This is a genomic window from Actinoplanes sp. CA-015351 (assembly GCF_050955685.1).
Classification (GTDB): Bacteria; Actinomycetota; Actinomycetes; order Mycobacteriales; family Micromonosporaceae; genus Actinoplanes.
This window is the reverse complement of the sequence record NZ_CP192102.1, coordinates 6422092-6446709: the sequence shown is the minus strand read 5'-3', so window position 1 is coordinate 6446709 and position 24618 is coordinate 6422092. Positions and strand designations below refer to the sequence as shown.

Sequence of the window (24618 nt, the reverse complement as noted above, 5' to 3'; positions counted from 1 at the left end):
ACCGACGTCCCGGCCTGACCGGGGACTAACCCGTGGCGCGCAGCGCGGGGCGTGCCTGACAGAATGTCGGGTGCGCCCCGCGAACTCTGTAAGGAGACATTTCCGTGATCCGTACCCATGACGCCGGCACACTGCGCGCCAGTGACGCCGGCACAACGGTGACGCTCGCCGGGTGGGTTGCCCGCCGGCGCGACCACGGCGGTGTCATCTTCGTCGACCTCCGTGACGCCTCCGGCGTGGTCCAGGTCGTGTTCCGTGAGGAAGACGCACACGCCCTGCGCAACGAGTTCTGCGTGAAGGTCGTCGGCGAGGTCAACGCCCGCCCGGACGGCAACGAGAACCCTGAGCTGGCCACCGGTGCGATCGAGGTGGTCGCCAGCGAGCTGGTCGTCCTCTCCGAGGCGGCGCCGCTGCCGCTGCCGATCGACGACACGATCACCGCTGCCGACGACCTGCGGCTGAAGTACCGGTACCTCGACCTGCGCCGGTCCGGCCCGTCGAACGCTCTGCGCCTGCGCAGCCGCGCCAACCAGATCGCGCGTGAGATCCTGCACGCCCGCGACTTCAACGAGATCGAGACGCCGACCCTGACCCGGTCGACGCCTGAGGGCGCCCGCGACTTCCTGGTCCCGGTCCGCCTCCAGCCCGGCACGTGGTACGCGTTGCCGCAGTCCCCGCAGCTGTTCAAACAGCTGCTGATGGTCGCCGGCATGGAGCGGTACTACCAGATCGCCCGTTGTTACCGCGACGAGGACTTCCGCGCCGACCGCCAGCCGGAGTTCACCCAGCTCGACATCGAGATGTCGTTCGTCACGCAGGACGACATCATCGCGCTCGGCGAGGAGATCGTCGCCAAGCTGTGGAGCGAGCTCGCCGGCTACCAGGTGCAGCTGCCGATCCCGCGGATCACCTGGACCGACGCGATGAACCGCTACGGTTCCGACAAGCCCGACCTGCGGTACGGGGTCGAACTCGTCGAGCTGACCGAATACCTCCGTGGCACCGCGTTCCGGGTGTTCGCGGGCGCGATCGACGCCGGCGGTTACGTCGGTGCGGTCGTCATGCCGGGCGGCGCGTCGCAGACCCGCAAGGAGCTGGACGGCTGGCAGGACTGGGCGAAGGCCCGCGGTGCGCGCGGTCTCGCGTACGTGGTGCTCGACGCCGAGACCGGTGAGCCGAAGGGCCCGGTCGCCAAGAACCTGTCGCCCGAGCACCTGTCCGGCCTGGCGGACGCGGTCGGCGCGAAGCCGGGCGACGCCGTCTTCTTCGCCGCCGCGAACGAGCGTCGCGAGGCGCAGGAACTCCTCGGCGCGGCCCGGATCGAGATCGCCAAGCGTGCCAAGCTGATCGACGAGAGCGCCTGGGCGTTCTGCTGGGTGGTCGACGCTCCGATGTTCGAAAAGACCGACGACGGCGGCTGGACCGCTGTCCACCACCCCTTCACGTCGCCGAACGACGAGTGGATCGACAACTTCGAGACCGCGCCGGATCGGGCACTGGCGTACGCCTACGACATCGTCGTGAACGGCAACGAGATCGGTGGCGGCTCGGTCCGTATCCACCGCGCCGACGTGCAGAGCCGCGTCTTCGAGCTGCTCGGCATCACGCCGGAAGAGGCCGCCGACAAGTTCGGCTTCCTGCTGGAGGCCTTCAAGTACGGCCCGCCGCCGCACGCCGGCATCGCGCTCGGCTGGGACCGGACCTGCATGCTGCTCTCCGGCAACGAGTCGATCCGTGAGGTCATCGCGTTCCCGAAGACCCGCGGCGGTTTCGACCCGCTGACCACCGCGCCGACGCCGATCACCACGCAGCAGCGGCTCGAGGCCGGCATCGACGCCAAGCCGAAGGCCGCCGCCGGCACACCGGGCACGGACGGCCAGGCCGCTCCGGTCCAGCACTCCAACTGATGTTCCCGATCTGATTCCCGGCCGACCGGGACGCCGGACCAGCTCGCTGCCCGAGCTGGTCCGGCTTTCTTTTCCGGCTTCGTGTCGGGGGATCAAGAGCCAGATCAAGAGCCAGGCCAGTGGGTACGGGTGAAGTGCGGCCACCCACGGCTCCTGTGAGACTGGCCGGGTGGAGCCGACGATTGTCAACCGCCCTGAACAGCCCTACATCGGCCGTCGCGAGTCGATCACGATGACCGAGTTCGCCCGGGTCGCTGATCATCTCCCGGTCATGTTCGCCGACCTGGCGGACCGTGGTGTCCCGGTCACCGGCGCGCCGTTCTTCCGGTACCGGGTGATCGACATGGCCGCCGAGCTGGTGGTCGAGGCCGGCGTCCCGGTCGCGTCCGCGGTCGAGGTGGACGGGCCCGGATTCGCCGACACGTTGCCGGCCGGGCGGTATGTGACGGTCGCCCACATCGGGCACCCCGACGAGTTGATGGCCGTCACCGCGCGTCTCCTCGGCTGGGCACAGGACCGGAGTCTCGCCTGGGACATGACGCCGACCCCGACCGGTGAGGTCTGGGGCTGCCGGCTGGAGATGCTCATGACCAATCCGGTCGAGCAGCCGGACATGCACAAGTGGGAGACGGTGCTGCTCTTCAAGCTGGCCGATTAGTTCACCGAAGGCTATCCACAGAACTTGTGCACAGACTCTATGCATAAGTATTGTGCATGCATGGCCGACGAACTCAGTCACGTTCAACTCACCCACCGGCAGATCCGCGTGCTGGCTCATCCGCTGCGGATCCAACTGCTCGGCCGGCTGCGCGGCGAGGGCCCGAAAACCGCCACCCAGCTGGCCGAGATCCTCGACACCAACACCGGCGCGACCAGCTATCACCTGCGACAGCTCGCCGAGGTCGGGCTGGTCGCCGAGGAGGACCGGTCGGGCGGCGGCCGGCAGCGCTGGTGGCGAGCCGTGCACGAGATGTCGAGCTGGAGCCGCACCGGGTACGACGACGATCCGGACGCCCGGGCCGCCGTGGTGTGGCTGGAGACGTTCCAGGTCAACCGTTTCGTCGAGCAGGCCGAGGCCTGGCAGCGCGCGGTGTCCACGGAGCGCCAGGAGTGGCGCGACGCCGGCGGGCTCTCCGACTACATGCTGAAGCTCGATCCCACCCAGGTGCGCGCCCTGATGGACGAGATCGAGGCCGTTGTCGAGCGGCACGCCCGGCATGAGCCCGGTCCGGGCGCCAAGCCGGTCAGCCTCTATCTGGCCGCGCTGCCGAAACCGGCAACACCGGTGGAGGAGGGATCGAGATGACCGTCGAGCAGGCGCGTTTCCGCTTCCTGTTGTTGCTCGGGCTGCGCTGGTTCCCGGTCGGGCTGACGATTCCGGTCCTGGTGCTGCTGCCGCTGGAGCGCGGGCTCAGCATCGCCCAGGTCGGCGCGGTCGCGGCGATCCAGGGGATCACGGTCCTGGTCCTGGAGCTGCCGACCGGTGGCCTCTCCGACGCGGTCGGCCGACGGCCGGTGCTGCTGATCGCCGGCGTCGTCAACATCGGTTCGCTGGCGATCTGGACGGTCGCCGGCTCGGTGGCGCTGTTCGCCGTGGCGTACCTGTTGCAGGGCATCTACCGCGCGCTCGACAGCGGGCCGCTGGAGGCGTGGTACGTCGATCATGCGCTGGCGGCCGATCCGCAAGCGGACATCGAGGGCGGCCTGTCCCGCAGCGGGGTGGTGCTGGGACTCGCCGTCGCAGGGGCCGCGCTGATCAGCGGTGGTCTGGTGTGGATCGGCCCGATCGGGCCGGTGAGCGCGCTGACCGTGCCGGTGGTCGCCGCTCTCGGGCTGAGTGCGGTCAGCACCCTGGCGGTGGCGCTGCTGATGACGGAGGAGCGGCCGGCGCGCGGTGTCGCGGCGTTCGCCGCATCGGTCCGTGGTGTGCCGGCGGCGATCGGCGGGGCGCTCAGGCTGGCTCGTGGCTCCCGTGTGGTGCTCGCGCTCATGGCGGTCGAGATCTTCTGGAGCTTCGGCATGGTGACTTTCGAGAAGCTGATGGCGGTCCGGCTCAGTGAGGTCACCGATCCGGACGCGGCCGGCGCGCTGCTCGGCCCGGTCAACTCAGTGGCCTGGGCGGCATCGGCGGCCGGCGCCGCGCTCGTTCCGCTGCTCGCCCGCCGGGTCGGTCCGGCCTGGGCCGGGTTCACGTTGAAGATCGTTCAGGGCGTCACGATCATCGGGATGGGACTGTTCGCCGGTCCGATCGGCCTGATCGGCGCGTTCCTGCTCTGTTACGCCGTGCACGGCGCGGCGAACCCGGTGCACGCCGGCCTGCTGCATCGGCAGGCGGAGGGCGAGTTCCGGACGAGTCTGCTCTCGCTGAATTCGATGGTCGGCCAGCCGGGATTCTCGATCGGCGCGATCGTGTTGACCGCCATCGCTGCCAGCGCCGGGACCCCGGCCGCGATCGTCACCGGCGGCGTGGTTCTGGCCATCGCGGCACCTCTCTATCTGATTAGATCGAAAGACGTGTTTCGGGAGCACTCCCCGGCGGGTACCAGCAGGCCACTGGCTCTCTGATCCCCCGGAGGTACTTGATGCTCGCCATCGCTGCCGCCGTTGTCTTCGGCATCTGGCTGCTCGCTGATCTGCTGGATACGAACTTCGGCGCTCCCGACCTGTTCAACTTCCCCACGATGGCTTCCCTCGGCCTGCTGCTGCTCTCGCTCTACCTGGCCGGCATCGGCAGCGGCCCGCGCGCCGGCTCCGGCACCGGCTCGTCCGGCCGCCGTTTCTACGGCCGCCGCCCCGGCCGCGGCTGACGCCGTCAGCACGCTCCGCTCACAGCCCGGGTCCAGCTGGTTCCACCGGCGAGACCCGGGCTGTCGGCTGTCCGGCCGGCCGTCCGCGAGTTTCGGATTGGGTCATGGGGGCCGGTACTGTCGATGACGATGGACACGGACGGGCTTTTCTCACTCGCGCCACCGGGCGCGCCGGCTTCGGCCCCGGCCGGCGGCGACGCTGCCGGTTTCGGGAGGCCCGCCGCTGACGCGCCTCTGCCGGTGCGCATGCGGCCCGCGACGCTGGATGAGCTCGTCGGGCAGGAGCACCTGCTCGCGCCCGGCGCTCCGCTGCGGCAGCTGGTCACCGGCGCCAGCCCGATGTCGGTGATCCTCTGGGGTCCGCCGGGCACCGGCAAGACCACGATCGCGCATCTCGTGGCGCACGCCACCGATCGGAAATTCGTCGCGATGTCCGCGCTCACCGCCGGCGTCAAGGACGTGCGCGCGGTGATCGACACGGCGAAACGAGAGCGCCGCTACGGCGGTCCGCCGACGGTCCTCTTCATCGACGAGGTTCACCGTTTCAGCAAAACGCAGCAGGACTCGCTGCTCGCGGCGGTCGAGGACCGTACCGTCACGCTGCTTGCGGCGACCACCGAGAACCCGTACTTCTCGGTCATTTCCCCGCTGCTGTCGCGCTGCGTGCTGCTCACGCTCCAGGCGCTCACCGACGACGACGTGCGCGGCCTCGTCCGGCGCGCGACCACCGACGAGCGCGGGCTGGGCGGCGCCGTCACCCTTTCTGCCGAGGCCGAGGAGCATGTGGTACGCCTGGCGTCAGGCGACGTCCGCAAAGCTCTGACCGCCCTCGAAGCCGCGGCGGGGTCGGCACTCGCCCAGGACGTGAAAGAGATCGACCTCGCCACCGCCGAGCGCGCGGTGGACGTGGCAGCGGTCCGTTACGACCGGGACGGCGACGCGCACTACGACGTGATCAGCGCGTTCATCAAGAGCATGCGGGGCAGCGACCCGGACGCGGCACTGCACTACCTCGCCCGGATGCTGGTGGCCGGTGAGGACCCGAGGTTCATCGCCCGGCGGCTGGTGATCTTCGCGAGTGAGGACGTCGGGATGGCCGATCCGCAGGCGCTGCTCGTCGCCACGGCGGCCATGTCGGCCGTACAGAATGTGGGTCTGCCCGAAGCGGGTCTGAATTTGGCGCAGTCAGTGGTTCACAACGCGACAGCGCCGAAATCGAACAGCGTGACCACCGCGCTCGGCGAGGCCATGACCGATGTGCGGGCCGGGCGTGGCGGTTCGGTTCCGGCGCATCTGCGCGACGCGCACTACCAGGGCTCGAAAGGGCTCGGGCACGGCCGCGGCTACCGCTACCCGCACGACGATCCGCGCGGCGTGGTCCGCCAGCAGTACGCGCCGGACGATCTCGTGGGCACCGACTACTATCGGCCGACCGACCACGGCGCCGAACGGGCCGTGGGGGAGCGGGTGCCGCGTCTGCGCAGGATCGTGCGCGGTCTCGGTCCCGGTCCGCGCACGAGCGCCGGCGAACCCGTGACCCGGGGCGTGACCAGGCCGGTCACCGCTTCGTCGGGTACGCCGGACCGCGCGGCGGGTGGTGATCGAGCCGCCGATGAGTCACAGTCGTCGGCGGACTCCGATCCGGCTCCTGACGGTCCCGGAAACGATGACATACGGATGGACGACAGCGGCGGCGACGCCGGGGAGGAACAGCCGTGACAGCGCGGGGTGCCGATCGGCCCGACGACGCCGGCGTGGGCGGTAAGAAAGGCCGGCGCTTCGGTCGAGGCCGCCCCGCCGAGCCGGAGTCCGCGCCTCCCCAGGAGGAGACCGGCTGGCTCGACGATCTGCGTACCGCCAAGGAAGAGCGCTCGGCGATCGGCCCGGGCACGCTTCCCGGCGAGGGGCGGATCAGCAAGTCCGGCCGTGTCGCTCCCGGCCCGGACGACGCTCCCTCCGACGACATCTTCCTGCCCGGCCACGACGAGGACCCCGCCGGTGGCGCGATGCCGGGTGGGCCGCGCCCAGTCTCCGGCGGTCCTGTGCCAGGTGGGCCGCGCCCGGTGTCGGGCGGTCCCGTGCTGGGTGGGCCGCGCCCGGTCTCCGGCGGTCCTGTGCCAGGTGGGCCGCGCCCGGTGTCGGGCGGTCCCGTGCTGGGTGGGCCGCGCCCGGTCTCCGGTGGTCCGATGCCGGGCCAGCCTGGACCTTCAGGACAAATGCCGCCCGGACCGATGACGCAAGGGCACCTGCCGCCGGGACATCTGCCGGCGGGCGCGCGCCGGGGCGGGCCCGGTGCGCCGGGCGCTCGCCCGGGTGCCGTGCCGGAGCCCGGTCACGGTCGCCGGCAGATCGATGGTGAGGGCGGCGCACCCGGTGCTCCCGTTCCGGCGTCCGGCAATGCGCCGGAGATCCCCGGCGCCCGGCCCTCGCAGCGAGGCGTCGCTCCCGGTGGCCGTCCGGGCGTACCCGATCCGCGCGGAACCCAGCCGGGTGTCCGGCCCACCTCGCCGGCCGGTCCGGCTCGTGATCGTTTCCGTGGGCACGAGGCCGGCGCCGCTCCGATCGACCCCGCCGTGCACCAGTCCGGTGCCATCCCGCGCGGTTTCGGGCCGGGCGGTGATCCCGCCGTGCACCAGTCGGGTCCGATTCCGCGTGGCTTCGACGGGGCTGCCGGGCGTGCGGGCGCCGACCAGTCGGGTCCGATTCCGCGTAACTTCGACGCCGGCGCGGGCCGCGCGGGCGGCGCTCCCGGCCGGGCCGGTGCGGCGCCGGTCGACCCGGCCGTCTACCAGACCGGACCCGTGCCGCGGGTCGGCCGAGCGGGTGTTGCCCCGGTCGACCCCGCCGTGCACCAGTCCGGTGCGATTCCCCAAGGGCCGGGCCAGGCTCAGGGGCCAGGTCAGGGGCCGGCCCGGGGACGGCGGGCGCGGGTCGAAGCAGACGGGTACGTCGAAGAGCCGACCGGCCGTCACGGCCGTGTCGCAGCGCCGGGACGGACCACCCCGGTGAGCGGCGGCCCGGGTGCAGGCACTGCCGGCCGTGTCGCGGGACCAGGCGCTGCAGGTCCAGGCGCTGCAGGTCCCGGTGTTGCGGGGCCGGGTGCTGCGGGGCCCGGTGTTGCGGGGCCGGGTGTTGCGGGGCCGGGTGTTGCGGGGCCGGGTGTTGCGGGGCCGGGCGTTGCGGGGCCTGGTGAGCCGCGCGGCCGCCACGGTGCGCAGGCCGGCACCGACACGGGCAGCTACGTCAACACGGGTACGGACAGTGGCGCCTACGGCATCGTGGCGCCCGGTGAGGAACCGCGCAGCCGGGGTGCCCGGCGCGCGTCCGCACAGGTCGGCACCGAGACGGGCGCGCAGCGTTTCGTACGCCGCCGAGGCGGGCCGGAACCCGAGCCGGACACCGGCACGCACGGCTTCATGCGACCCGGGCATCGGGCCGCCGAGCCGGAGCAGGATCCCGGTACGCAAGGGTTCATCCGGTCCGGCCATCGTGCGGCCGAGCCGGAGGGCGGGCCGGACTCCGGTACGCGCGGATTCGTCCGCCCGGGACGGCGTGGCGCCGGCCCCGAGGACGCCGGGGACCAGCCCGGCGCCGGCGGTGTGACCGGGCCGCGACGGCTGGGACCCGGTGACGGCCGGCCGGTGCGAGCCGGTGCGGCCGCTGTGGTTCCGCCGGTGGTTCCGGGTCCCGAGGGCGCCCGTACCCCGGCGCTTCCGGGCCGGGCCGGCGCGATGGCCGACAGCACGTCAGGTGTGATCCAGCGCCCGGGTACGGCTCGGGTCCAGCGCGGCGCCGCCGGAGTTCCGCCGCAGGCCGGCCCGGACGGGGGCGCAGCCGTTACGGCCGCTCCCGGTCAGCCGGGAGCGGTTCGCCGGCCGGGCCGCGCGAGCACGCCGGACGGCCCGGAAACCGACAACTGGGCGGACGACAACGACCGCGCCCGCACCGTGCCGGGACGCCGCGGTCAACGCCCCGGCACGCCCCGGGGCGGCGCTGCTGGGCCCGGAGCCGCCCAGGCCGGTCCGGGAGTTCAGGGCGGTCCGGGAGTTCAGGGCGGGCCCGGAGTTCAGGGCGGGCCCGGAGTTCAGGGCGGGCCCGGAGTTCAGGGCGGGCCCGGACGCCAGGGTGGACCTGGAGCTGCGGCCGGCGTGCCCGGAGTGATGGGCGCGGCTGCCGCGGGAGCGGTCGGCGCTCCTGCCGGGGCCGCTGCCGGTAGGCCCGGGGCCGGCAAGGCGCGCCCGGTCAGTGGCGCGGCACGTGGCGCGGCGCCTGGGCGCGGCCCACAGGGACCGGACGCGGCTCCGGCACGTGCTGGCGTGGCGGGTGGCACCGGCCCGCAGGCGCGCGGTGCTGCTGGTCCGCAGGTTGTCCAGGCCAGGGCAGGGGCCATGATGCCCGGCCGGCCTGGTGCCGGTCCGGATGGTTCCGGGCCGGCTGGTCCCGATGCGGGACAGGCTCGTGCGGGAGTGGCGGCTCCTGGACGGGCAGTCGTCAATCCCGAGGTTCCGGGTCCGGATGTGGGCCCGGCTCGGGGCGGCGCGGCCGTGCCCGGACGACCCGGTGCTGCCGTGCCCGGACGACCCGGTGCTGCCGTGCCCGGACGACCCGGTGCTGCCGTGCCCGGACGCCCCGGCGCCGGACCTGAGGGGACCGGGCCGATCCGGGCCGGTGCCGCTGTGCCCGGCCGCGCGAGTGTCGGCCCCGAAACGCTGGGACAGGCCGGTCCGGGACCAGCCGGTCCGGGAGCGGGCAACGGCCCGGCCATGGGCTCGGCCCGAGCTGGCGTCGCCGTGCCCGGCCGCACCGGACCCGACCACACCGGACCACTCAGGCCCGGAGGTGGCCCCGACGGGACGGGTGCGGTCAGGGGTGGCGCCGACGCGACAGCTTCTGGCGCCGCTGGGCGGGCGTCCTCCGGTGCCAGAAGCGGGGCATTGGGCGTACCCCATGGGGGTGAAGAAGGCGCCGCAGGGGCCGCGAGTGAGGGTGGGCTTTCCGAGCTTCGGCACAGGATGCGTACGCAACGGCGTCTGCGAGTCGGTGTGCTGTCGACGCTGGCGGCTGTGGTGTTGCTGGTGCTTCCGGCATTCTTTGGAATCCGGGCGATCAGCAGCGATCCGGTGTTCGCGTCGCTCGACAAGCTGAGCGTGCCCGGGTGGGCCGCGCAGGATGTGGAGGACCAGGCGAGCAACAGCCGCTGGTGCTTCCTGGACTGCCGGTTCCGGGAGCGGATGGCCGTGTCGGAGAAGCCGTTCGCGGAGACCGCCAAGGCTTACACCGGTGCGCTGACCGCCGCCGGCTGGAAGCAGTGGAAGGTGGCCGACTGCCCGGAGACGGCGATCGACAAAGAAGAGGGCTCCTACACCTGCTGGCGGCGGGACGAGTTGACTCTGGACCTCTACGTGAGCCTGCCGGGCTGTGCCGTGGAGCAGGTCACGCTGGCCGAGGGGACCGAGGACGCCGCTCCGGGGGAGTGCGACGGATCGACCGTCAGCATCAAGGTGCAGAACACGGTCATGGATCAGCGCGGCAAGGCGGACACCAATCCGGGGCTCGTCGGGGTGCAGCCGGACGCGGTGCTGCCGACCGATGATCCCCTCTTGGATCCGACACCCGAGGCGTCGTGACGCGCGTGGTGGTCACGGACGGTAGGGTCACCTGCGTTGTCCCGCCGAACCGTGACCACCCGAAGAGGAGACGCGCTACATGGAACCCGGAGAAGTCGCAGGCCTGATCGCGGCGGGTGCCTTCCTGATGCTCGTGCTCGTGCTGGCCGTACCGATTCTCAAGCTGGGACGGACGGTCGACGCCGCAACGCGTGCGATCAACGATGTGGTGGACCGCACCGGCCCGCTGCTGACCAATGTGAACACGACCGTGGAGAACGTGAACACCGCGCTCGGTCAGGTTCAGGTCTCATTGGACGGCGTGAACGTGCAGCTCGCCAAGGTCGACACGATGACCGAGCACGCGCAGAACGTCACCGCGAACATCGCGAACCTGGTCACCGTCGTGTCCGCCGCCGCGGCCAACCCGCTGGTCAAGGTCGCGTCCTTCGGGTACGGAATCCGTAAGGCCGCCGCCGCCCGCCGGTCCGCCGAGGAGGACCGTGAGGTCCGCGCCACCCTGAAGCAGCGCCGCAAAGCCGGACGCTGAGCTCCGTCCCTCCGCAAGAGCAAGAAAGATAGGGGAATGCCGTCATGAAGCGCCTGCTCTGGCTCGGTGTCGGCCTGGCCGTCGGCGCCATCGTCGTCCGCAAGCTCAACCAGAAGGCCAACGAGTTCACCCCGACCGGGATCGCGACGTCACTGTCGGAATCCGCTGGCGGGCTCGTCGAGTCACTGCGTAGCTTCGTTGATGACGTCCGCGACGGTATGGCCGAGCGGGAAGAACAGATCCACCAGGCGTTTGCCGCCGGTGAGCTTTACGAGGACAAGTTCGCCGACCTGCGCGAGGACGCGGAGTACGGCACGCAGGAGGGGAACCGATGAAGACGGCGGAGATCAAGCGGCGCTATCTGGCGCATTTCGAGGCGAACGGGCACACCGTGGTCCCGAGTGCCCCGCTGCCGGCTATCGACGACCCGAACCTGCTGTTCATCAACGCCGGCATGGTGCAGTTCGTGCCGTTCTTCCTGGGCCAGCAGACGCCGCCGTACTCCCGCGCGGTCAGCGTGCAGAAGTGCATCCGCACACCGGACATCGACGAGGTCGGCAAGACCAGCCGGCACGGCACGTTCTTCCAGATGAACGGCAACTTCTCGTTCGGTGACTACTTCAAGGAAGAGGCGATCCGCCTCGCCTGGGAGCTGTCGACGAACCCGGTCGAGAAGGGCGGCTTCGGCCTCGACCCGTCGCGCATCTGGCCGACCGTGTACCTCGACGACGACGAGGCGTTCGAGATGTGGCGCGCCATCGGCGTGCCGGCCGAACGGATCGTCCGGCGGGGCAAGAAGGACAACTGGTGGCACATGGGCATCCCCGGCCCGGGTGGCACCTGTTCCGAGCTCTTCTACGACCGTGGCCCCGAGTACGGCAAGGAGGGCGGCCCGGAGGTCGACGAGGACCGGTACATGGAGTACTGGAACCTCGTCTTCATGCAGTACGAGATCACCGACGTGAAGAGCAAGGAGAACTTCACGATCGTCAGTGATCTGCCGAAGAAGAACATCGACACGGGCATGGGCCTGGAGCGGGTCGCGTCGATCCTGCAGGGTGTCGACAACCTGTACGAGATCGACGAGGTCAAGCCGATCCTGGCCAAGGCGGCGGAGCTGGCCGGCAAGGTGTACGGCGCGCACTCGGGTCACGAGGCGGGCACCTCGCACCCGGACGACGTGCGGCTGCGGGTGATCGCGGACCACGTGCGTACCGCGCTGATGCTGATCGGCGACGGGGTCACCCCGAGCAACGAGGGCCGTGGTTACGTGCTGCGCCGCATCATGCGCCGCGCGATCCGGGCGATGCGCCTGCTGGGCTGGCAGGGCGCCACGTTCCCGGAACTGCTGCCGATCGCGCGGGACTGCATGTCCCCGTCGTACCCGGAGCTAGCGAAGGAGTTCGGCCGGATCTCCACGTACGCGTACGCGGAGGAGGAGGCGTTCGTCTCCACGCTGAAGGCCGGCACCACGATCCTGGACACCGCGATTGCCGAGACGAAGAAGGCGGGCAAGGGCAGCCTCGGAGGTGCGCAGGCGTTCCAGCTGCACGACACCTACGGCTTCCCGATCGACCTGACCCTGGAGATCGCTTCCGAGCAGGGCCTGCAGGTCGACCAGGAGGGCTTCCGCCGGCTGATGGCCGAGCAGCGCACCCGGGCGAAAGCGGACGCGGCGGCGCGCAAGACCGGCCACGCGGACCTCTCGTCGTACCGTTCGGCGCTGGACGAGGGCGGCGCGATCGAGTTCACCGGTTACCAGGAGGTGAGCCGGGAGTCGCGCGTTCGCGCGCTGATCGGCGACTCCGGCCGGATCGAGGTGGCCGGCGAGGGTGACTACGTCGAGCTGGTGCTCGACACCACCCCGTTCTACGCCGAGGGCGGCGGCCAGCAGGCCGACACCGGCTTCATCAACGTGGGCGGCGGCCGGCTCGAGATCGTCGACGTGCAGCAGCCCATCCCGGGCCTGATCGTGCACAAGGCGCGGGTGCTCAGCGGCGAGGTGCGGTCCGGTGAGACCGGCTTCGCCGAGATCGACATCGACCGCCGCCGGGCGATCTCGCGTTCGCACACCGCGACGCACCTCGTCCACCAGACGATGCGCAACTTCCTCGGTGAGTCGGCGACCCAGGCGGGTTCGCTGAACGCGCCGGGCCGTCTGCGGTTCGACTTCAACACGCCGGGCGCGATCTCGCCGGCCGTGCTGAACGACGTGGAGCAGCAGATCAACGAGGTGCTGCTGCGCGACCTCGAGGTGCACGCTTTCATCACCTCCCAGGACGAGGCGCGCCGGCTCGGCGCGATGGCGCTCTTCGGTGAGAAGTACGGCGATGAGGTCCGTGTGGTTGAAGTCGGTGACTACGCGCGTGAGCTGTGCGGTGGCACGCACGTGGCGCGATCCGGCCAGCTGGGGCTCGTGAAGATCCTCAACGAGTCGTCGATCGGTTCCGGCGTACGCCGGGTCGAGGCGCTCGTCGGCATCGACGCGTTCGGCTTCCTGGCCAAGGAGCACCTGCTGGTCTCCCGTATCGCCGAGCTGTTCCGGGTGCCGAACGACCAGGTCGCCGACCGGGTCGAGCACACCGTGGCGGCCCTGCGCGACGCGGAGAAGGAACTGGAGAAGATGCGGGCGCAGGCGGTGCTCGCGGGCGCCGCCGGGCTCGTCGACGCGGCGAAGAACCTGGACGGCGTGGCGTACATCGGCACCGAGGCGCCGGAGGGCGCGGCGGTCAACGACGTGCGGACCCTCGCGCAGGAGATTCGCGGCAAGATCGACAAGGCGCGGCCCGCGGTTGTCGCGGTGACAGCGCGCTCCGGGGGCAAGGCGTCACTGATCGTAGCGATCAACAGTGCGGCCAAGTCTCGCGGCCTTTCCGCGTCGGACCTGGTCAAGGCGGCCCTTTCCGGTCGTGGCGGGGGCAATGCGGACCTTGCTCAGGGTGGCGGCGTTCCCGCGACGGAAGCGGCTAAGCTCTTGGGCGCGATCGAGAAGGCGATCATCGAAGCGAGCTGATAGCGGCCGCGACCGATCGGTGGCTACTCTTCGCGTCGATAGCTTGATCGGGACTTGGAGGCGCGTGTTGCCGCAGTGCAGGGTGATGGCGTGACGCAGCGCTTCGCTCGAGGCGTACGCCTTGGCGTGGACGTGGGACAGGTGCGTGTCGGGGTCGCCAGGTGCGATCCCGACGGCATCCTGGCCAGTCCGGTGAAAACCGTCGCACGTGACCAGGTGACTGGCGCGGACGGTGTTCCGGCGGACATGAGGGAGCTCGCGGGGCTGATCGAGGAGTTCGAGGCGATCGAGATCGTCGTCGGGCTCCCGATCGCTCTGAACGGGCGTGAGGGTGTGGCGGCCGGCCACATCCGCGCGTACACGGATCGGCTCGGCGCGGTCATCGCGCCGGTGCCGATCGTGTTCACCGATGAGCGCATGTCCACCGTCGTCGCCAGTCGTAGGCTGTCCGAGCGAGGCGTGAAAGGCCGGCGTCAACGTGCGGTCGTGGACCAGGCGGCCGCTGTCGAGATCCTGCAAGGCTGGCTGGACGCCCGGCGGAGGCAGAGCTAATTGATCGACGAGCAGCTTGATCTCAGTTTCGAGCAGAACGCGGACCCCGGGCGATGGCGACATCGCCGCAAGGAGGGCGGCGGCCGGACCTTTGCCGCCCTTCTCATGGTCCTGCTGCTCTTCGGCGTCCTTGGTGGCGGCCTCTGGTACGGCTATGACAAGGCGAAGGGCTTCTTCACCGCGGCCGATTTCGACGGCCCCGGCAAGGGTGAGGCCGTCGTCGAGGTCAAGTCCGGCGACTCGGCGACCGCGATCGCCGACTCGCTGTACCGCGAGGGTGTGGTGAAGAGCCAGGCGGCCTTCATCAACGCTGCGAAGGACAATTCCGACAGCAAGAACATTCAGGTCGGATCGTACCTCCTGAAGAAGGAGATGAAGGCGGCCGACGCGCTGACGTGGCTGCTCGATCTGAAGAACCTGAACGTGCACCGGGTGACGTTGCCGGAGGGTCTCACCTACCTCCAGGTCTACGACCGGCTGTCGAAAGCGACAGGCATCTCGGTCGACGAGTTCAAGAAAGCCGGCAAGAACCCGGCGGCGCTCGGTGTGCCGTCGCTCTGGTTCAAGCGCGGCGACGGCAAGAAGATCGACAAGACGAACATCGAGGGCTTCCTGTACCCGGCGACGTACGAGATCGCCAAGGACGCCACGGCGACCGATGTGCTCAAGAAGGTCGTGGCGAACTTCAACGCCGAGATGACCGAGCTGAACTTCCCGGACACGGTCACGGCGAAGCTCAACATCTCGCCGTACGAGGCCCTGGTCGCGGCGTCGATCGCGCAGGTCGAGGCGCTGCTGGACGAGGACATGGGCCCGGTCGCGCGGGTGCTCTACAACCGGGCTTACACCGGGAACTTCCCGTGTGAGTGCCTGCAGCTGGACAGCACTGTCAACTACTGGCTGCGGCTGACCGGCAAGGAGGCGAAATCCTCGGAGAAGCTGCTCGCGTCGGAGTTGCACGACCCGAAGAACCCGTACAACTACGACGTCAAGGGCATGGCGGTCGGCCCGATCAGCAACCCGGGTGACGTGGCGCTGCGTGGGGCGATGAACCCGAAGAAGAGTGACTACTACTTCTTCGTGACGGTCAACGACAAGGGCGCCATGGCGTACGGCAAGACCTTCGCCGACCACGAGAAGAACATCGAGAAGGCCTGCGAGAACGGCATCCCGATCTGCTGAACATGATCACCCACTGCGACCGCCGGAGCACGATGCCCGGCGGTCGCGGCGTTTCGTGAGCGCTCCCGCTGCGTTAGGCAAGCGTGCTTCGGGTGATTTCCGGAAACGGAGCGTGACGGTCGGGTGAGCGGAGGGTCGCTGGGGTGGGCGGCAGGGCATCGATGTGGGTATGGTGCGCCTCAGTGCCGCGCCTTGACCGTGGTCACTGGCTTACGCCGGTGAACGCCGCCGGGAAACGCGGTGGAGCCGGCTGGGACGGGCAGCGGAGGCGGACGACGTGATCGACGAACTTGATGTGGCGTTCGATGAGGACGCCGAGCGGAGCAAACCGCGCCGCCATCGTGCCGGTAAGGGTGGTGGGAAATCGGCGATCGCTCTGCTCATGACGTTCCTGCTGCTGGCAGGCCTGGGCGGCGGGGTGTACTTCGGGTACACCAAGGTCCGCGGTTTCTTCGTGGCCGCCGACTACAGCGGCGCCGGAGCGGAGCCCGTCGAGGTCACGGTCGCGAAGAACGCTTCGCTCACCGAGATCGGCAACGAACTCGTCAAGGTCGACGTCGTGAAGAGCACCAAGGCGTTCACGAACGCGGCCGAGGCCGAGCCGCGCAGCAAGAACATCCAGTCCGGGACGTACAACCTGCGCAAGCAGATGGCGGCCAAGGAAGCGGTGGCCCTGCTGCTCGATCCGGCCGCCCGGCTCAGCAAGGGCGTGACGATCCCCGAGGGCAAGACCGCGAAGCAGACGTTCGACCTGCTGGCGAAAGCCACCGGCCTGCCGGTGAAGGACTTCGAGGAAGCCGCGAAGGACCCGGTGGCGCTCGGCGTGCCGGACTGGTGGTTCAAGCGGACCGACGGCAAGCAGGTCTCCAAGACCTCCGAGGGCTTCCTCTTCCCGGACACGTACGAGTTCGACCCGAAAGCCAACGCCGAACAGGTGCTGCGGACCATGGTCGACCACTTCCTGACGGTCACCGGTGAGATCGGGTTCGCCGACGACGTGCAGAAGAACCTGGGCGTGTCGCCGTACGAGGCGCTCATCGTGGCGTCGCTGTCGCAGGCCGAGGCCGGCATCGCCGAGGACCTGCCGAAGGTGTCACGGGTGGCGTACAACCGGGCGTACAAGGAAAAGATGACGCTCCAGTTCGACGTCACCACGAACTACTGGCTCGAGCTGAACGGCAAGGACCCGAAACACTCCGGTGATCTCCTGCAGAAGGAGATGGAGGACCCGAAGAACCCGTACAACACGGAGATCGTGGTGGGTCTGCCGATCGGTCCGATCAACAGCCCCGGCCGGGCCGCGCTGACCGGCTCGATGAAACCCGCCGCCGGCCCGTGGCTGTTCTTCGTGGCGGTCGACAAGGACGGCCGGTCGGCGTTCGCGGTGACCAGCGCGGAACACGACAAGAACGTGAAGAAGGCGTGCGACAACGGGATCAGCAAGCTCTGTTGAGCCGTTCCGTACAGTGGTGCGGGTGTTGAGCCACAACGAGACGCCGATCACCCGCAAGGCCGCGGTGCTCGGTAAGCCGATCGCCCACTCGCTCTCCCCGGCGATCCACAATGCCGGGTACGCGGCGGCCGGGCTGTCCGGCTGGACCTACGAGGCGATCGAGTGTGCCGAGTCGGAGCTTCCCGACGTGGTGTCCCGGCTCGGTCCGGAGTGGGCAGGTCTCTCGCTCACCATGCCGCTCAAGGAGGCCGCGCTGCGGCTCGCCGCGGTGGCCACCCCGGTCGCCATCGCGGCCGGGGTCGCGAACACGCTGGTCCACCAGCCGGACGGCTCCTGGTTCGCGGACAACACCGACGTCGGCGGCCTGGTCCGGGTGCTGCGTGAGGCCGGCGTCGGTGTCAGCCGTGGCCGGCACGCCGCCAAGGTGGCACCGCCGCGGATCACCGTGCTGGGTGGTGGCGGCACCGCCCGCGCCGCCCTGGCCGCCGCGTCCGAACTCGGCGCCGAGCAGGTACGGGTGGTGACCCGCCGGCCCGAGGCCCGCGAAGAACTAGCCCCGGTCGCGGTGGCGCTCGGGCTGACGGTGGAGGGTGTGGCCTGGGCCGACGCGCCGGTCGCCTTCGACGCCGACGCGGTGATCTCCACGGTGCCCAAGGGCGCCGCCGACGAGCTGGCCGAGCAGGTCACCTGGAACCACGACGGCGTCTTCTTCGATGCGATCTACGACCCCTGGCCCACCCCGCTTGCCGCGTCGGCGACCAGAGCCGGTGTCGCCGTCCACTCCGGCCTGGACCTGCTGCTGGCCCAGGCGCTGAGCCAGTTCGAGCAGTTCACCGGGGTCGGCCGGGCACCCGAGGACGCCATGCGGGCCGCACTGGAGAAAGCCCGGAGCTGACTCCCGCAGAACGGGACGGCGCTGCCCGCATTCCGGGCAGCGAGGCCTTCGTGCCAGACTGTTTCCCGTGTTGCGCTGGCTAACCGCAGGTGAATCGCATGGTCCGGCTCTCGTCGCGCTCCTGGAGGGTGTTCCCGCCGGGGTGGAGGTGACGAGCGCGGACATCATGCGTGACCTCGTGCGCCGCCGCCTGGGTTATGGACGCGGCGCCCGGATGAAATTCGAGCAGGACGAACTCGAGCTGATCGGCGGCATCCGGCACGGGGTGACCCAGGGCAGCCCGGTCGCGCTGCGGGTGGGCAACAGCGAGTGGCCCAAGTGGGAGACGGTCATGTCCGCCGACCCGGTGGACCCCGAGCTGCTCGCGTCCCAGGCCCGCAACGAGGCGCTGACCCGTCCGCGTCCCGGTCACGCCGACCTGGCCGGCATGCAGAAATACGGGCACACCGACGCCCGCCCGATCCTGGAGCGCGCGAGCGCCCGGGAGACCGCGGCCCGCGTCGCCATCGGCGTGGTCGCCAAGCAGCTGATCAAGCAAGCGCTCGGCATCGACATCGTCTCGCATGTGATCGAGCTGGGCTCGGTCGCCGCGAAACCGGGTGTCCTGCCCACGCCTGACGACTTCGACCGGATCGACGCCGACCCGCTGCGCTGCCTCGACCCGGAGGCCAGCGAGCGGATGGTCGCCGAGGTCGACGCCGCGAAAAAGGACGCCGACACCCTCGGCGGCATCGTCGAGGTGCTCGCCTACAACGTGCCGCCGGGCCTCGGCTCGCACGTGCAGTGGGATCGCAAGCTGGACGCCCGCCTCGCCACCGCGCTCATGTCGATCCAGTCGGTCAAGGGCGTGGAGATCGGCGACGGCTTCACCCAGGCGCGCTCGCGCGGCTCGGTGGCGCACGACGAGATCGTCCCGTCGGCTGACGGTGTCCGCCGCCTCACCGACCGGGCTGGTGGCCTGGAAGGTGGCATCACCAACGGCGAGCCGCTGCGGGTCCGTGCCGCGCTCAAGCCGATCTCCTCGCTGAACCGGGCACTGCAGACCGTCGACATCGTCACCGGCGAACCGGCCACCGCGATCAACCAGCGGTCCGACGTCTGTGCGGTGCCGGCCGGCGCCGTGGTCGCCGAGGCGATGGTCGCGCTGGTCCTGGCCGAGGCCGCCGTCGAGAAGTTCGGCGGCGACTCGGTCGCCGAGATCAAGCGCAACCTCGCGTCGTACCTCGAGAACCTGGTCATCCGCTGATGGCGCCGGCCGTGGTCCTGGTCGGCGTGATGGGCGCCGGCAAGACCACCGTCGGCGCCGCCTTGGCCTCGCGGCTGGGCGTCCCGTTCGCCGACACCGACTCGGTGATCGAGGAGCGGGCCGGCAAGCCGATCCCGGAGATCTTCGTCGATGACGGCGAGGACGCCTTCCGCGCGCAGGAGCGCGCGGTCGTGGCTGAGTGCCTGGAGACCTTCGCGGGCGTGCTCGCCCTCGGCGGCGGCGCAATCCTCGACGAGGGTACGCGCAAACTGCTCACCGAACAGACAGTGATCTTCCTTGAGGTCGGCCTGTCCGACGCGATCAAACGTGTCGGGCTCGGCGCGGGCCGCCCCTTGCTCGCGATCAACCCGCGGGCGACCCTGCGTCACCTGATGGAGCAGCGCAGGCCGCTCTACCTCGAGGTGGCGACCCACACGGTCACCACGGACGGCCGCGACCCCGACGACCTGGCCGACGAGATCACCGGCCGCCTCGCCGCCTGACCGCTCTGGTCGGCGGCACTCTTCGCCGCCTGACCCGATCTTGGCGACTTCTCGAGCCGTAGCTCAGATAGGTCATCGGCGCCAATGACCTATCTGTACGACGGCTCGTGCACCGGCCGGCCTGCCTTACGCCGGATTCAGACGAATTTCCAGGGCCTCGATGCGTTCGATCAAAGGCGTCAGCTCGGCGCGGACGGCGGTGAGCAGGGCCGCCGGTGTGGCCTGCGGCGCGGGTGCGTGCTGCTGGTCGGGGGCGGTGGAGCGCAGGTGGGCGTACCCGGCGACGGCGGCGGCCACCGCTCGGCGGGCGGATTTGCCGTCGACGGCGCGGGAGCGGAGCAGTTCGCCGGCTGAGCCGTCCGGTTCGCCGGCCAGGCCGACCAGCAGGTGCTCGCAGCCGACGTAGTTGTGACCGAATCCGATCGCCTCGCCGACTGCCAGCTCCAGGGCGACCGCGGCCGGTGCGCTGAAGCGGAGCCCGCTGCCGCCGCTGTCCGGTTCGGGCGTGGACGGCGGGGTCAGCGAGTCCGGCGCCACGTCCATCGCGGTGAGGATCTGTACGCCCAGGTTGTGGTTCTCGGCGAGCAGGCCGTGCAGCAGGTCGGCGGTGGTCACCGTGCCGGCGCCGGCCTCCTGGGCGCGCCGGGCCGCGAGGGTGAGCACGATGACCAGGCGGCCGGTGAAGCTGGGCAGCCGCTCGGAGAGCCGGTCCGGGTCGAGGTCGCTGAGCACGGCCTGGCGGATCGTGGTGATCCGGCGGACCGCCTGCTCCAGGGCGCGCTGGCAGATCGGCGAGACGGGCAGGCCGGTTTCCCGGACGGCGTCGGCGAGTTCGTCGGGAAGGTACACGTTGATTTTTGGCATGCCACTGTTGTAACCCGCTTGGGGTTATCTGTATATAACCCCATCCGAGGGGTGGAATGCCGGTGGTGGGTGCACCACCGGTCCGGCTCGCGCGGATAGGGTGACGCCCGTGGTGACGCGAATTCCGGTGACGGGTGACCGTCCGTATGACGTGATCGTCGGGCGTGGACTCGAGAACGAGCTGCCCGGTCTGATCGAGGGCGCGGCCCGGGTGGCCGTGCTGCATCCGCCGACGCTGCGCGACCGTGCCGAGGCCGTCGCCAAGGCGGCTGGGGCGGGCGGCGCGGTGACGGTGGTGCCGATCGAGGTGCCGGACGCCGAGCGGGGCAAGTCGATCGAGGTGGCGGCCCGCTGCTGGGACGAGCTGGGTGCGGCCGGGTTCACGCGTACCGATGTGGTCGTGGGTGTCGGTGGCGGAGCCACCACGGACCTGGCGGGGTACGTCGCGGCGGCCTGGCTGCGGGGTGTGCGCTGGGTGCCGGTCGCGACGTCGGTGGCCGGCATGGTCGACGCCGCCGTCGGTGGCAAGACCGGGGTGAACATCGCCGCAGGCAAGAACCTGGTCGGCGCGTTCCACCCGCCGGCCGGCGTGCTCTGCGACCTGGACGCGCTCGACACGCTGCCGGCCGAGGACGTCGCGGCGGGTCTGGCCGAAGTGGTCAAGGGCGGGTTCATCGCCGATCCGCGGATCCTGGAACTGATCGAGGCCGATCCGGCGGCGGCACTCGACCCGCGCGGCGACGTGCTGCGCGAGCTGATCGAACGCAAGATCCAGGTGAAGGCGGACGTGGTCGGCGTCGACCTCAAGGAGTCCGGGCTGCGGGAGATCCTCAACTACGGGCACACGCTGGGTCACGCGATCGAGCGACGGGAGAATTACTCCTGGAAGCACGGGCACGCGGTCGCGGTGGGCATGATCTTCGCGGCTGAGCTGGGCCGGCTCACCGGGCGGCTGGACGACGCGACCGCCGCACGGCACCGGGCGGTCCTCGAGTCGCTGGGGCTTCCTACGGCGTACGAAAGAGGCGCCTGGACCGAACTGCTGCCCGCGATGCGCGTCGACAAGAAGGCGCGGGCAGCGACCTTGCGGTTCGTGGTTCTGGATGGCCTGGCGAAGCCGGGCATCCTGGCCGGGCCGGACGAGGACCTGCTGGAGCGGGCCTACGCGGCGGTCGTCCGATGATCTATGTGCTGAACGGGCCCAACCTGGGGCGGCTGGGTCTTCGTGAGCCGGGGATCTACGGCTCGTCGACCTATCAGGATCTGGTCGATCTGTGCCAGACCGCGGCGAAGGATGTCGGACTGACCGTCGAGGTACGGCAGACCAACGCCGAGCATGAGATGCTCGAATGGCTTTACCAGGCGGCCGACGAGGGCGCTGACGTGGTGCTGAACCCGGGAGCCTGGTCCCACTACAACTACGCGGTGCGGGACGCCTGCTCGATGCTGCGCGGCAAGCTGGTCGAGGTGCACATCTCGAACATCCACGCCCGTGAGGAGTTCCGGCACCATTCGGTGATTTCGGCCGTCGCGACCGGTGTGATCGCCGGTCTCGGCTTCGCCGGATATCGCCTCGCAATCGAACATATCGCCCAGTAAGCCCGATTCGCTGGCAACTGCTCACCGCCGGTAGAGTGGTTCGGTCACCGATACGCTTCAAACCAAGGCAGGACATGGCTTCCACCAACGACCTGAAGAACGGCCTGGTGCTCAACCTCGACAAGGAGCTGTGGACTGTCGTCGAGTTCCAGCACGTCAAGCCGGGGAAGGGTCCGGCGTTCGTCCGCACCACGCTGAAGCACGTCCTGTCCGGCAAGGTCGTCGACAAGACCTTCAACGCGGGCACCAAGGTCGAGACCGCGACCGTGGACAAGCGGACCATGCAGTACCTGTACAAGGACGGCGAAGACTTCGTCTTCATGGACCTGGACACGTACGACCAGATCCACGTGCAGGGTGGCACTGTCGGCGAGAACGCCAACTACCTGCTCCCCGAGGCTGAGGCGACGGTCGCGCTGCACGAGGGTGTGCCGCTCTACATCGAGCTGCCGACCAGCGTGTTCCTCGAGGTCACCTACACCGAGCCCGGCTTGCAGGGTGACCGGTCCACCGGCGGCACCAAGCCGGCGACGGTCGAGACCGGCGCCACCGTTCAGGTTCCGCTCTTCATCACCACCGGTGAGAAGATCAAGGTCGACACCCGCGACGGCCGCTACCTCGGCCGCAGCTGATGGCTGAAGGTCCCAAAAAGGAACGGCTCGCGCGTCGTAAGGCGCGCAAGCGAGCACTCGACGTCCTCTTCGAGGCCGACCTGCGTGACCTTCCGCCGAGCCAGGTTCTCGTCACGTACCTGGACCGGATCGCCAAGCCGCATCCGGAGCACATGGGTTACGCCACCGAGCTGATCGAGGGCGTCGCCAAGCACATCGACCGGGTCGACGAGCTGATCGCCAGTTACGCCGAGGGCTGGACGATCGACCGGATGCCGGCCGTCGACCGCAATCTGGCGCGGATCGCGGTGTTCGAGCTGCTGTACGTGCCGGACGTGGACGACCCGGTGGCCATCACCGAGGCGGTGGAGCTGGCGAAGGAGATGTCTACTGATGACAGCCCTCGCTTCCTGAACGGGTTGCTCGACCGCATCGCGGCCTTCGCCACACGCTGAGCAGGGTTTTTACACGGCCCGGACCGGGATGGTCCGGGCCGTTTCGCGTTTGTACGGGGGCGTGCTTGGGTGCTTGGGTGCTTGGGTGCTTGGGTGCTTGGGTGCTTGGGTGCTTGGGTGCTTGGGTGTTGAGGGCTTCCCGCTTCTGGCTTTTCCGCTTCTGGCTTTTCCGCGATCTTGTTGACTTTCTCCGCCCCGTGATCGGGGATTTCTTCAAGATCGGCTTGAGGTCGGCTTGAGGCCGGCTTGCTCTCCGCGATCTTGTGGACTTCGGCGACCCGTTTGTGTGGAACTCAACAAGATCGCGGCGGGTGGGGTGGGCTGCGGCGGTTTGTGGGCGGGTGGCGGGGTGGGCGGTGGGTGGCGTGGGTGCTTGGGTTCATGGGGTGTTCAGCTGCCGCTCGCTGGTTTCGTTCAGCGCGACCGACATGGCTGCTTTCAGTTGGATGGCTACGGCGCTGGGGTTCGATCGGAGCAGCGATGCCGGAAATCTGAGGATCCGGTCGCCGTTGATCCACACAGCGTTCTGCCGGAGCATGTCGGCGGTCCACTGTTCGGCATCCATGTGATGTGCCCCGTCGACTTCGACGTGCAGCCGGAAGTCCGGCCAGTAGGCGTCGAGGTAACGCCGGCGGCCGGCGATGTCCGTCCGGTGCTCCTGCAGTACCGGTGGCGGCAGGCGGTACTGCCGGCACAGGCGGATCAGGTCGATCTCACTGAGCGCGGAGGCGCCTCCGGCCAGGTCAGCGAGCAGTTCGCTCATCAACCGGTGCCGGCGGACACGCGGGAACAGGTCGAGTGCGCGCCTGATGTCCGAGGGCAGGACTCGCCGTTGCTGACAAGCGGCGGCGATCACCATGCGTGCCTCATGATCGGTGCCTGCCCATGCTGCCGCGTCGATGACGGAGCGTGCCAGGCTGGTCCGTGGGGGCAGGCCGGTGTGTTGATGCTCCGGCGGGAGTACGGCCGTACGGTACACGCGTACCGACGCCATATCGGCAGGGAACCGAGCAAGACGGGCACTGCGGCTGCGCTCAGCCGAGATGATCACTTGGATCGGCTCGCCGGGGAGACCGGTCACTCCCCACTCGGTCGCGGCCGTGAAGCCGGCGAGCAGAGCGCCAGGCCCGGCCGTCAGGGTGGCCACCCAGAGTTGCTGCTCACGGTGAAGTTGGCCGTTATCGGTCAGGAGTATTCCGTGGCTCAGAGTGCGCCATCGGCCGTGGCGGAGGTGGCGCTCGACCGGTGCACGGCCGAGCAGCTTGATCGCTTGCCGGGTGGTGACGACGCCGGCCTGTTCGTAGAGCAACCATTCGAACGCGCTCCCGTCGTCACTGGGAGTTCGGAGCAGCATGGGCTTCACCATGCAGGGAAG

At 69.9% G+C, this 24618-nt stretch carries 24 protein-coding genes; 20 read left to right on the top strand and 4 right to left on the bottom strand.

Translation table 11 applies throughout. The features are described from left to right. Window positions 1-104: 104 nt before the first annotated feature. From aspS to ACQP2E_RS29350, 6 genes are all read left to right on the top strand, one after another. A complete protein-coding gene (aspS, locus tag ACQP2E_RS29375) occupies window positions 105-1907 on the top strand; it encodes an aspartate--tRNA ligase (protein WP_433826183.1) in 1803 nt (600 codons plus the stop codon). A gap of 169 nt (window positions 1908-2076) precedes the next feature. After that, window positions 2077-2565, top strand: a complete 489-nt coding sequence (locus ACQP2E_RS29370) for a GyrI-like domain-containing protein (protein ID WP_433826182.1) — start codon at window positions 2077-2079, stop codon at window positions 2563-2565. A gap of 60 nt (window positions 2566-2625) precedes the next feature. Next, on the top strand, window positions 2626-3213 hold the full coding sequence (locus ACQP2E_RS29365) for an ArsR/SmtB family transcription factor (RefSeq protein WP_433826181.1): 588 nt from the start codon (window positions 2626-2628) through the stop codon (window positions 3211-3213). Next, window positions 3210-4472: an MFS transporter gene (locus ACQP2E_RS29360; RefSeq protein WP_433826180.1), complete on the top strand. Its 1263-nt coding sequence runs from the start codon at window positions 3210-3212 to the stop codon at window positions 4470-4472. The genes ACQP2E_RS29365 and ACQP2E_RS29360 overlap by 4 nt, the downstream gene beginning before the upstream one ends. A 17-nt stretch (window positions 4473-4489) precedes the next feature. Further along, window positions 4490-4714, top strand: a complete 225-nt coding sequence (locus ACQP2E_RS29355) for a hypothetical protein (protein ID WP_433826179.1) — start codon at window positions 4490-4492, stop codon at window positions 4712-4714. A 129-nt stretch (window positions 4715-4843) separates the two neighbouring features. Then, window positions 4844-6433 carry a replication-associated recombination protein A gene (locus tag ACQP2E_RS29350; protein WP_433826178.1) on the top strand — a complete coding sequence of 530 codons (1590 nt, stop codon included), beginning with the start codon at window positions 4844-4846 and terminating at the stop codon, window positions 6431-6433. A 488-nt stretch (window positions 6434-6921) separates the two neighbouring features. Here ACQP2E_RS29350 and ACQP2E_RS29345 read toward each other — a convergent pair whose 3' ends face one another. Both ACQP2E_RS29345 and ACQP2E_RS29340 read right to left on the bottom strand, forming a co-directional pair. Beyond that, window positions 6922-8181 (bottom strand): hypothetical protein, encoded by a 1260-nt coding sequence (locus ACQP2E_RS29345; protein ID WP_433826177.1) that lies wholly within the window; start codon window positions 8179-8181, stop codon window positions 6922-6924. A gap of 279 nt (window positions 8182-8460) precedes the next feature. Further along, a complete protein-coding gene (locus ACQP2E_RS29340) occupies window positions 8461-9531 on the bottom strand; it encodes a hypothetical protein (protein ID WP_433826176.1) in 1071 nt (356 codons plus the stop codon). A gap of 195 nt (window positions 9532-9726) precedes the next feature. On the opposite strand from ACQP2E_RS29340, the gene ACQP2E_RS29335 reads away from it, so the two are divergent. The 10 genes from ACQP2E_RS29335 to ACQP2E_RS29290 all read left to right on the top strand — a co-directional run bounded on the left by ACQP2E_RS29335 (window position 9727) and on the right by ACQP2E_RS29290 (window position 19714). Then, window positions 9727-10341 carry a hypothetical protein gene (locus ACQP2E_RS29335; protein ID WP_433826175.1) on the top strand — a complete coding sequence of 205 codons (615 nt, stop codon included), beginning with the start codon at window positions 9727-9729 and terminating at the stop codon, window positions 10339-10341. Between the two features lie 79 nt (window positions 10342-10420). Further along, window positions 10421-10870: a DUF948 domain-containing protein gene (locus tag ACQP2E_RS29330; RefSeq protein WP_433826174.1), complete on the top strand. Its 450-nt coding sequence runs from the start codon at window positions 10421-10423 to the stop codon at window positions 10868-10870. Window positions 10871-10914: 44 nt separating this feature from the next. Beyond that, window positions 10915-11205 carry a hypothetical protein gene (locus ACQP2E_RS29325; protein ID WP_111654508.1) on the top strand — a complete coding sequence of 97 codons (291 nt, stop codon included), beginning with the start codon at window positions 10915-10917 and terminating at the stop codon, window positions 11203-11205. Then, entirely contained in the window at window positions 11202-13883 is a 2682-nt protein-coding gene (gene alaS, locus ACQP2E_RS29320) for an alanine--tRNA ligase (protein WP_433826173.1), read from the top strand. The genes ACQP2E_RS29325 and alaS overlap by 4 nt, the downstream gene beginning before the upstream one ends. A 90-nt stretch (window positions 13884-13973) precedes the next feature. Beyond that, window positions 13974-14435 (top strand): Holliday junction resolvase RuvX, encoded by a 462-nt coding sequence (gene ruvX, locus ACQP2E_RS29315; protein WP_433826172.1) that lies wholly within the window; start codon window positions 13974-13976, stop codon window positions 14433-14435. Continuing rightward, window positions 14436-15617: an endolytic transglycosylase MltG gene (mltG, locus tag ACQP2E_RS29310; RefSeq protein ID WP_433826171.1), complete on the top strand. Its 1182-nt coding sequence runs from the start codon at window positions 14436-14438 to the stop codon at window positions 15615-15617. Between the two features lie 277 nt (window positions 15618-15894). Further along, the gene (gene mltG / locus ACQP2E_RS29305; RefSeq protein WP_433826170.1) at window positions 15895-17070 is read left to right on the top strand and encodes an endolytic transglycosylase MltG; all 1176 of its coding nucleotides are present in this window, start codon (window positions 15895-15897) and stop codon (window positions 17068-17070) included. A gap of 25 nt (window positions 17071-17095) precedes the next feature. Further along, window positions 17096-17965 carry a shikimate dehydrogenase gene (locus ACQP2E_RS29300; protein WP_433834081.1) on the top strand — a complete coding sequence of 290 codons (870 nt, stop codon included), beginning with the start codon at window positions 17096-17098 and terminating at the stop codon, window positions 17963-17965. A 67-nt stretch (window positions 17966-18032) separates the two neighbouring features. Further along, window positions 18033-19211: a chorismate synthase gene (aroC, locus tag ACQP2E_RS29295; RefSeq protein ID WP_433826169.1), complete on the top strand. Its 1179-nt coding sequence runs from the start codon at window positions 18033-18035 to the stop codon at window positions 19209-19211. Next, on the top strand, window positions 19211-19714 hold the full coding sequence (locus tag ACQP2E_RS29290; protein ID WP_433826168.1) for a shikimate kinase: 504 nt from the start codon (window positions 19211-19213) through the stop codon (window positions 19712-19714). Before aroC ends, ACQP2E_RS29290 begins: the two co-directional genes overlap by 1 nt. 126 nt (window positions 19715-19840) lie before the next feature. Here ACQP2E_RS29290 and ACQP2E_RS29285 read toward each other — a convergent pair whose 3' ends face one another. Then, entirely contained in the window at window positions 19841-20578 is a 738-nt protein-coding gene (locus ACQP2E_RS29285) for a Clp protease N-terminal domain-containing protein (protein ID WP_433826167.1), read from the bottom strand. 100 nt (window positions 20579-20678) lie between these two features. Here ACQP2E_RS29285 and aroB point away from each other — a divergent pair, with 100 nt between their 5' ends. The 4 genes from aroB to nusB all read left to right on the top strand — a co-directional run bounded on the left by aroB (window position 20679) and on the right by nusB (window position 23243). Further along, complete coding sequence (gene aroB, locus ACQP2E_RS29280) at window positions 20679-21761, top strand: 3-dehydroquinate synthase (RefSeq protein ID WP_433826166.1); 1083 nt, start codon at window positions 20679-20681, stop codon at window positions 21759-21761. Next, window positions 21758-22177: a type II 3-dehydroquinate dehydratase gene (gene aroQ, locus ACQP2E_RS29275; RefSeq protein WP_433826165.1), complete on the top strand. Its 420-nt coding sequence runs from the start codon at window positions 21758-21760 to the stop codon at window positions 22175-22177. The genes aroB and aroQ overlap by 4 nt, the downstream gene beginning before the upstream one ends. Window positions 22178-22251: 74 nt before the next feature. Beyond that, complete coding sequence (gene efp / locus ACQP2E_RS29270; RefSeq protein ID WP_433826164.1) at window positions 22252-22809, top strand: elongation factor P; 558 nt, start codon at window positions 22252-22254, stop codon at window positions 22807-22809. Then, window positions 22809-23243: a transcription antitermination factor NusB gene (nusB, locus tag ACQP2E_RS29265; protein ID WP_433826163.1), complete on the top strand. Its 435-nt coding sequence runs from the start codon at window positions 22809-22811 to the stop codon at window positions 23241-23243. The genes efp and nusB overlap by 1 nt, the downstream gene beginning before the upstream one ends. Before the next feature lie 379 nt (window positions 23244-23622). On the opposite strand, the gene ACQP2E_RS29260 is transcribed toward nusB, so the two are convergent. After that, the gene (locus tag ACQP2E_RS29260) at window positions 23623-24597 is read right to left on the bottom strand and encodes a hypothetical protein (protein ID WP_433826162.1); all 975 of its coding nucleotides are present in this window, start codon (window positions 24595-24597) and stop codon (window positions 23623-23625) included. Between the last annotated feature and the right edge of the window lie 21 nt (window positions 24598-24618).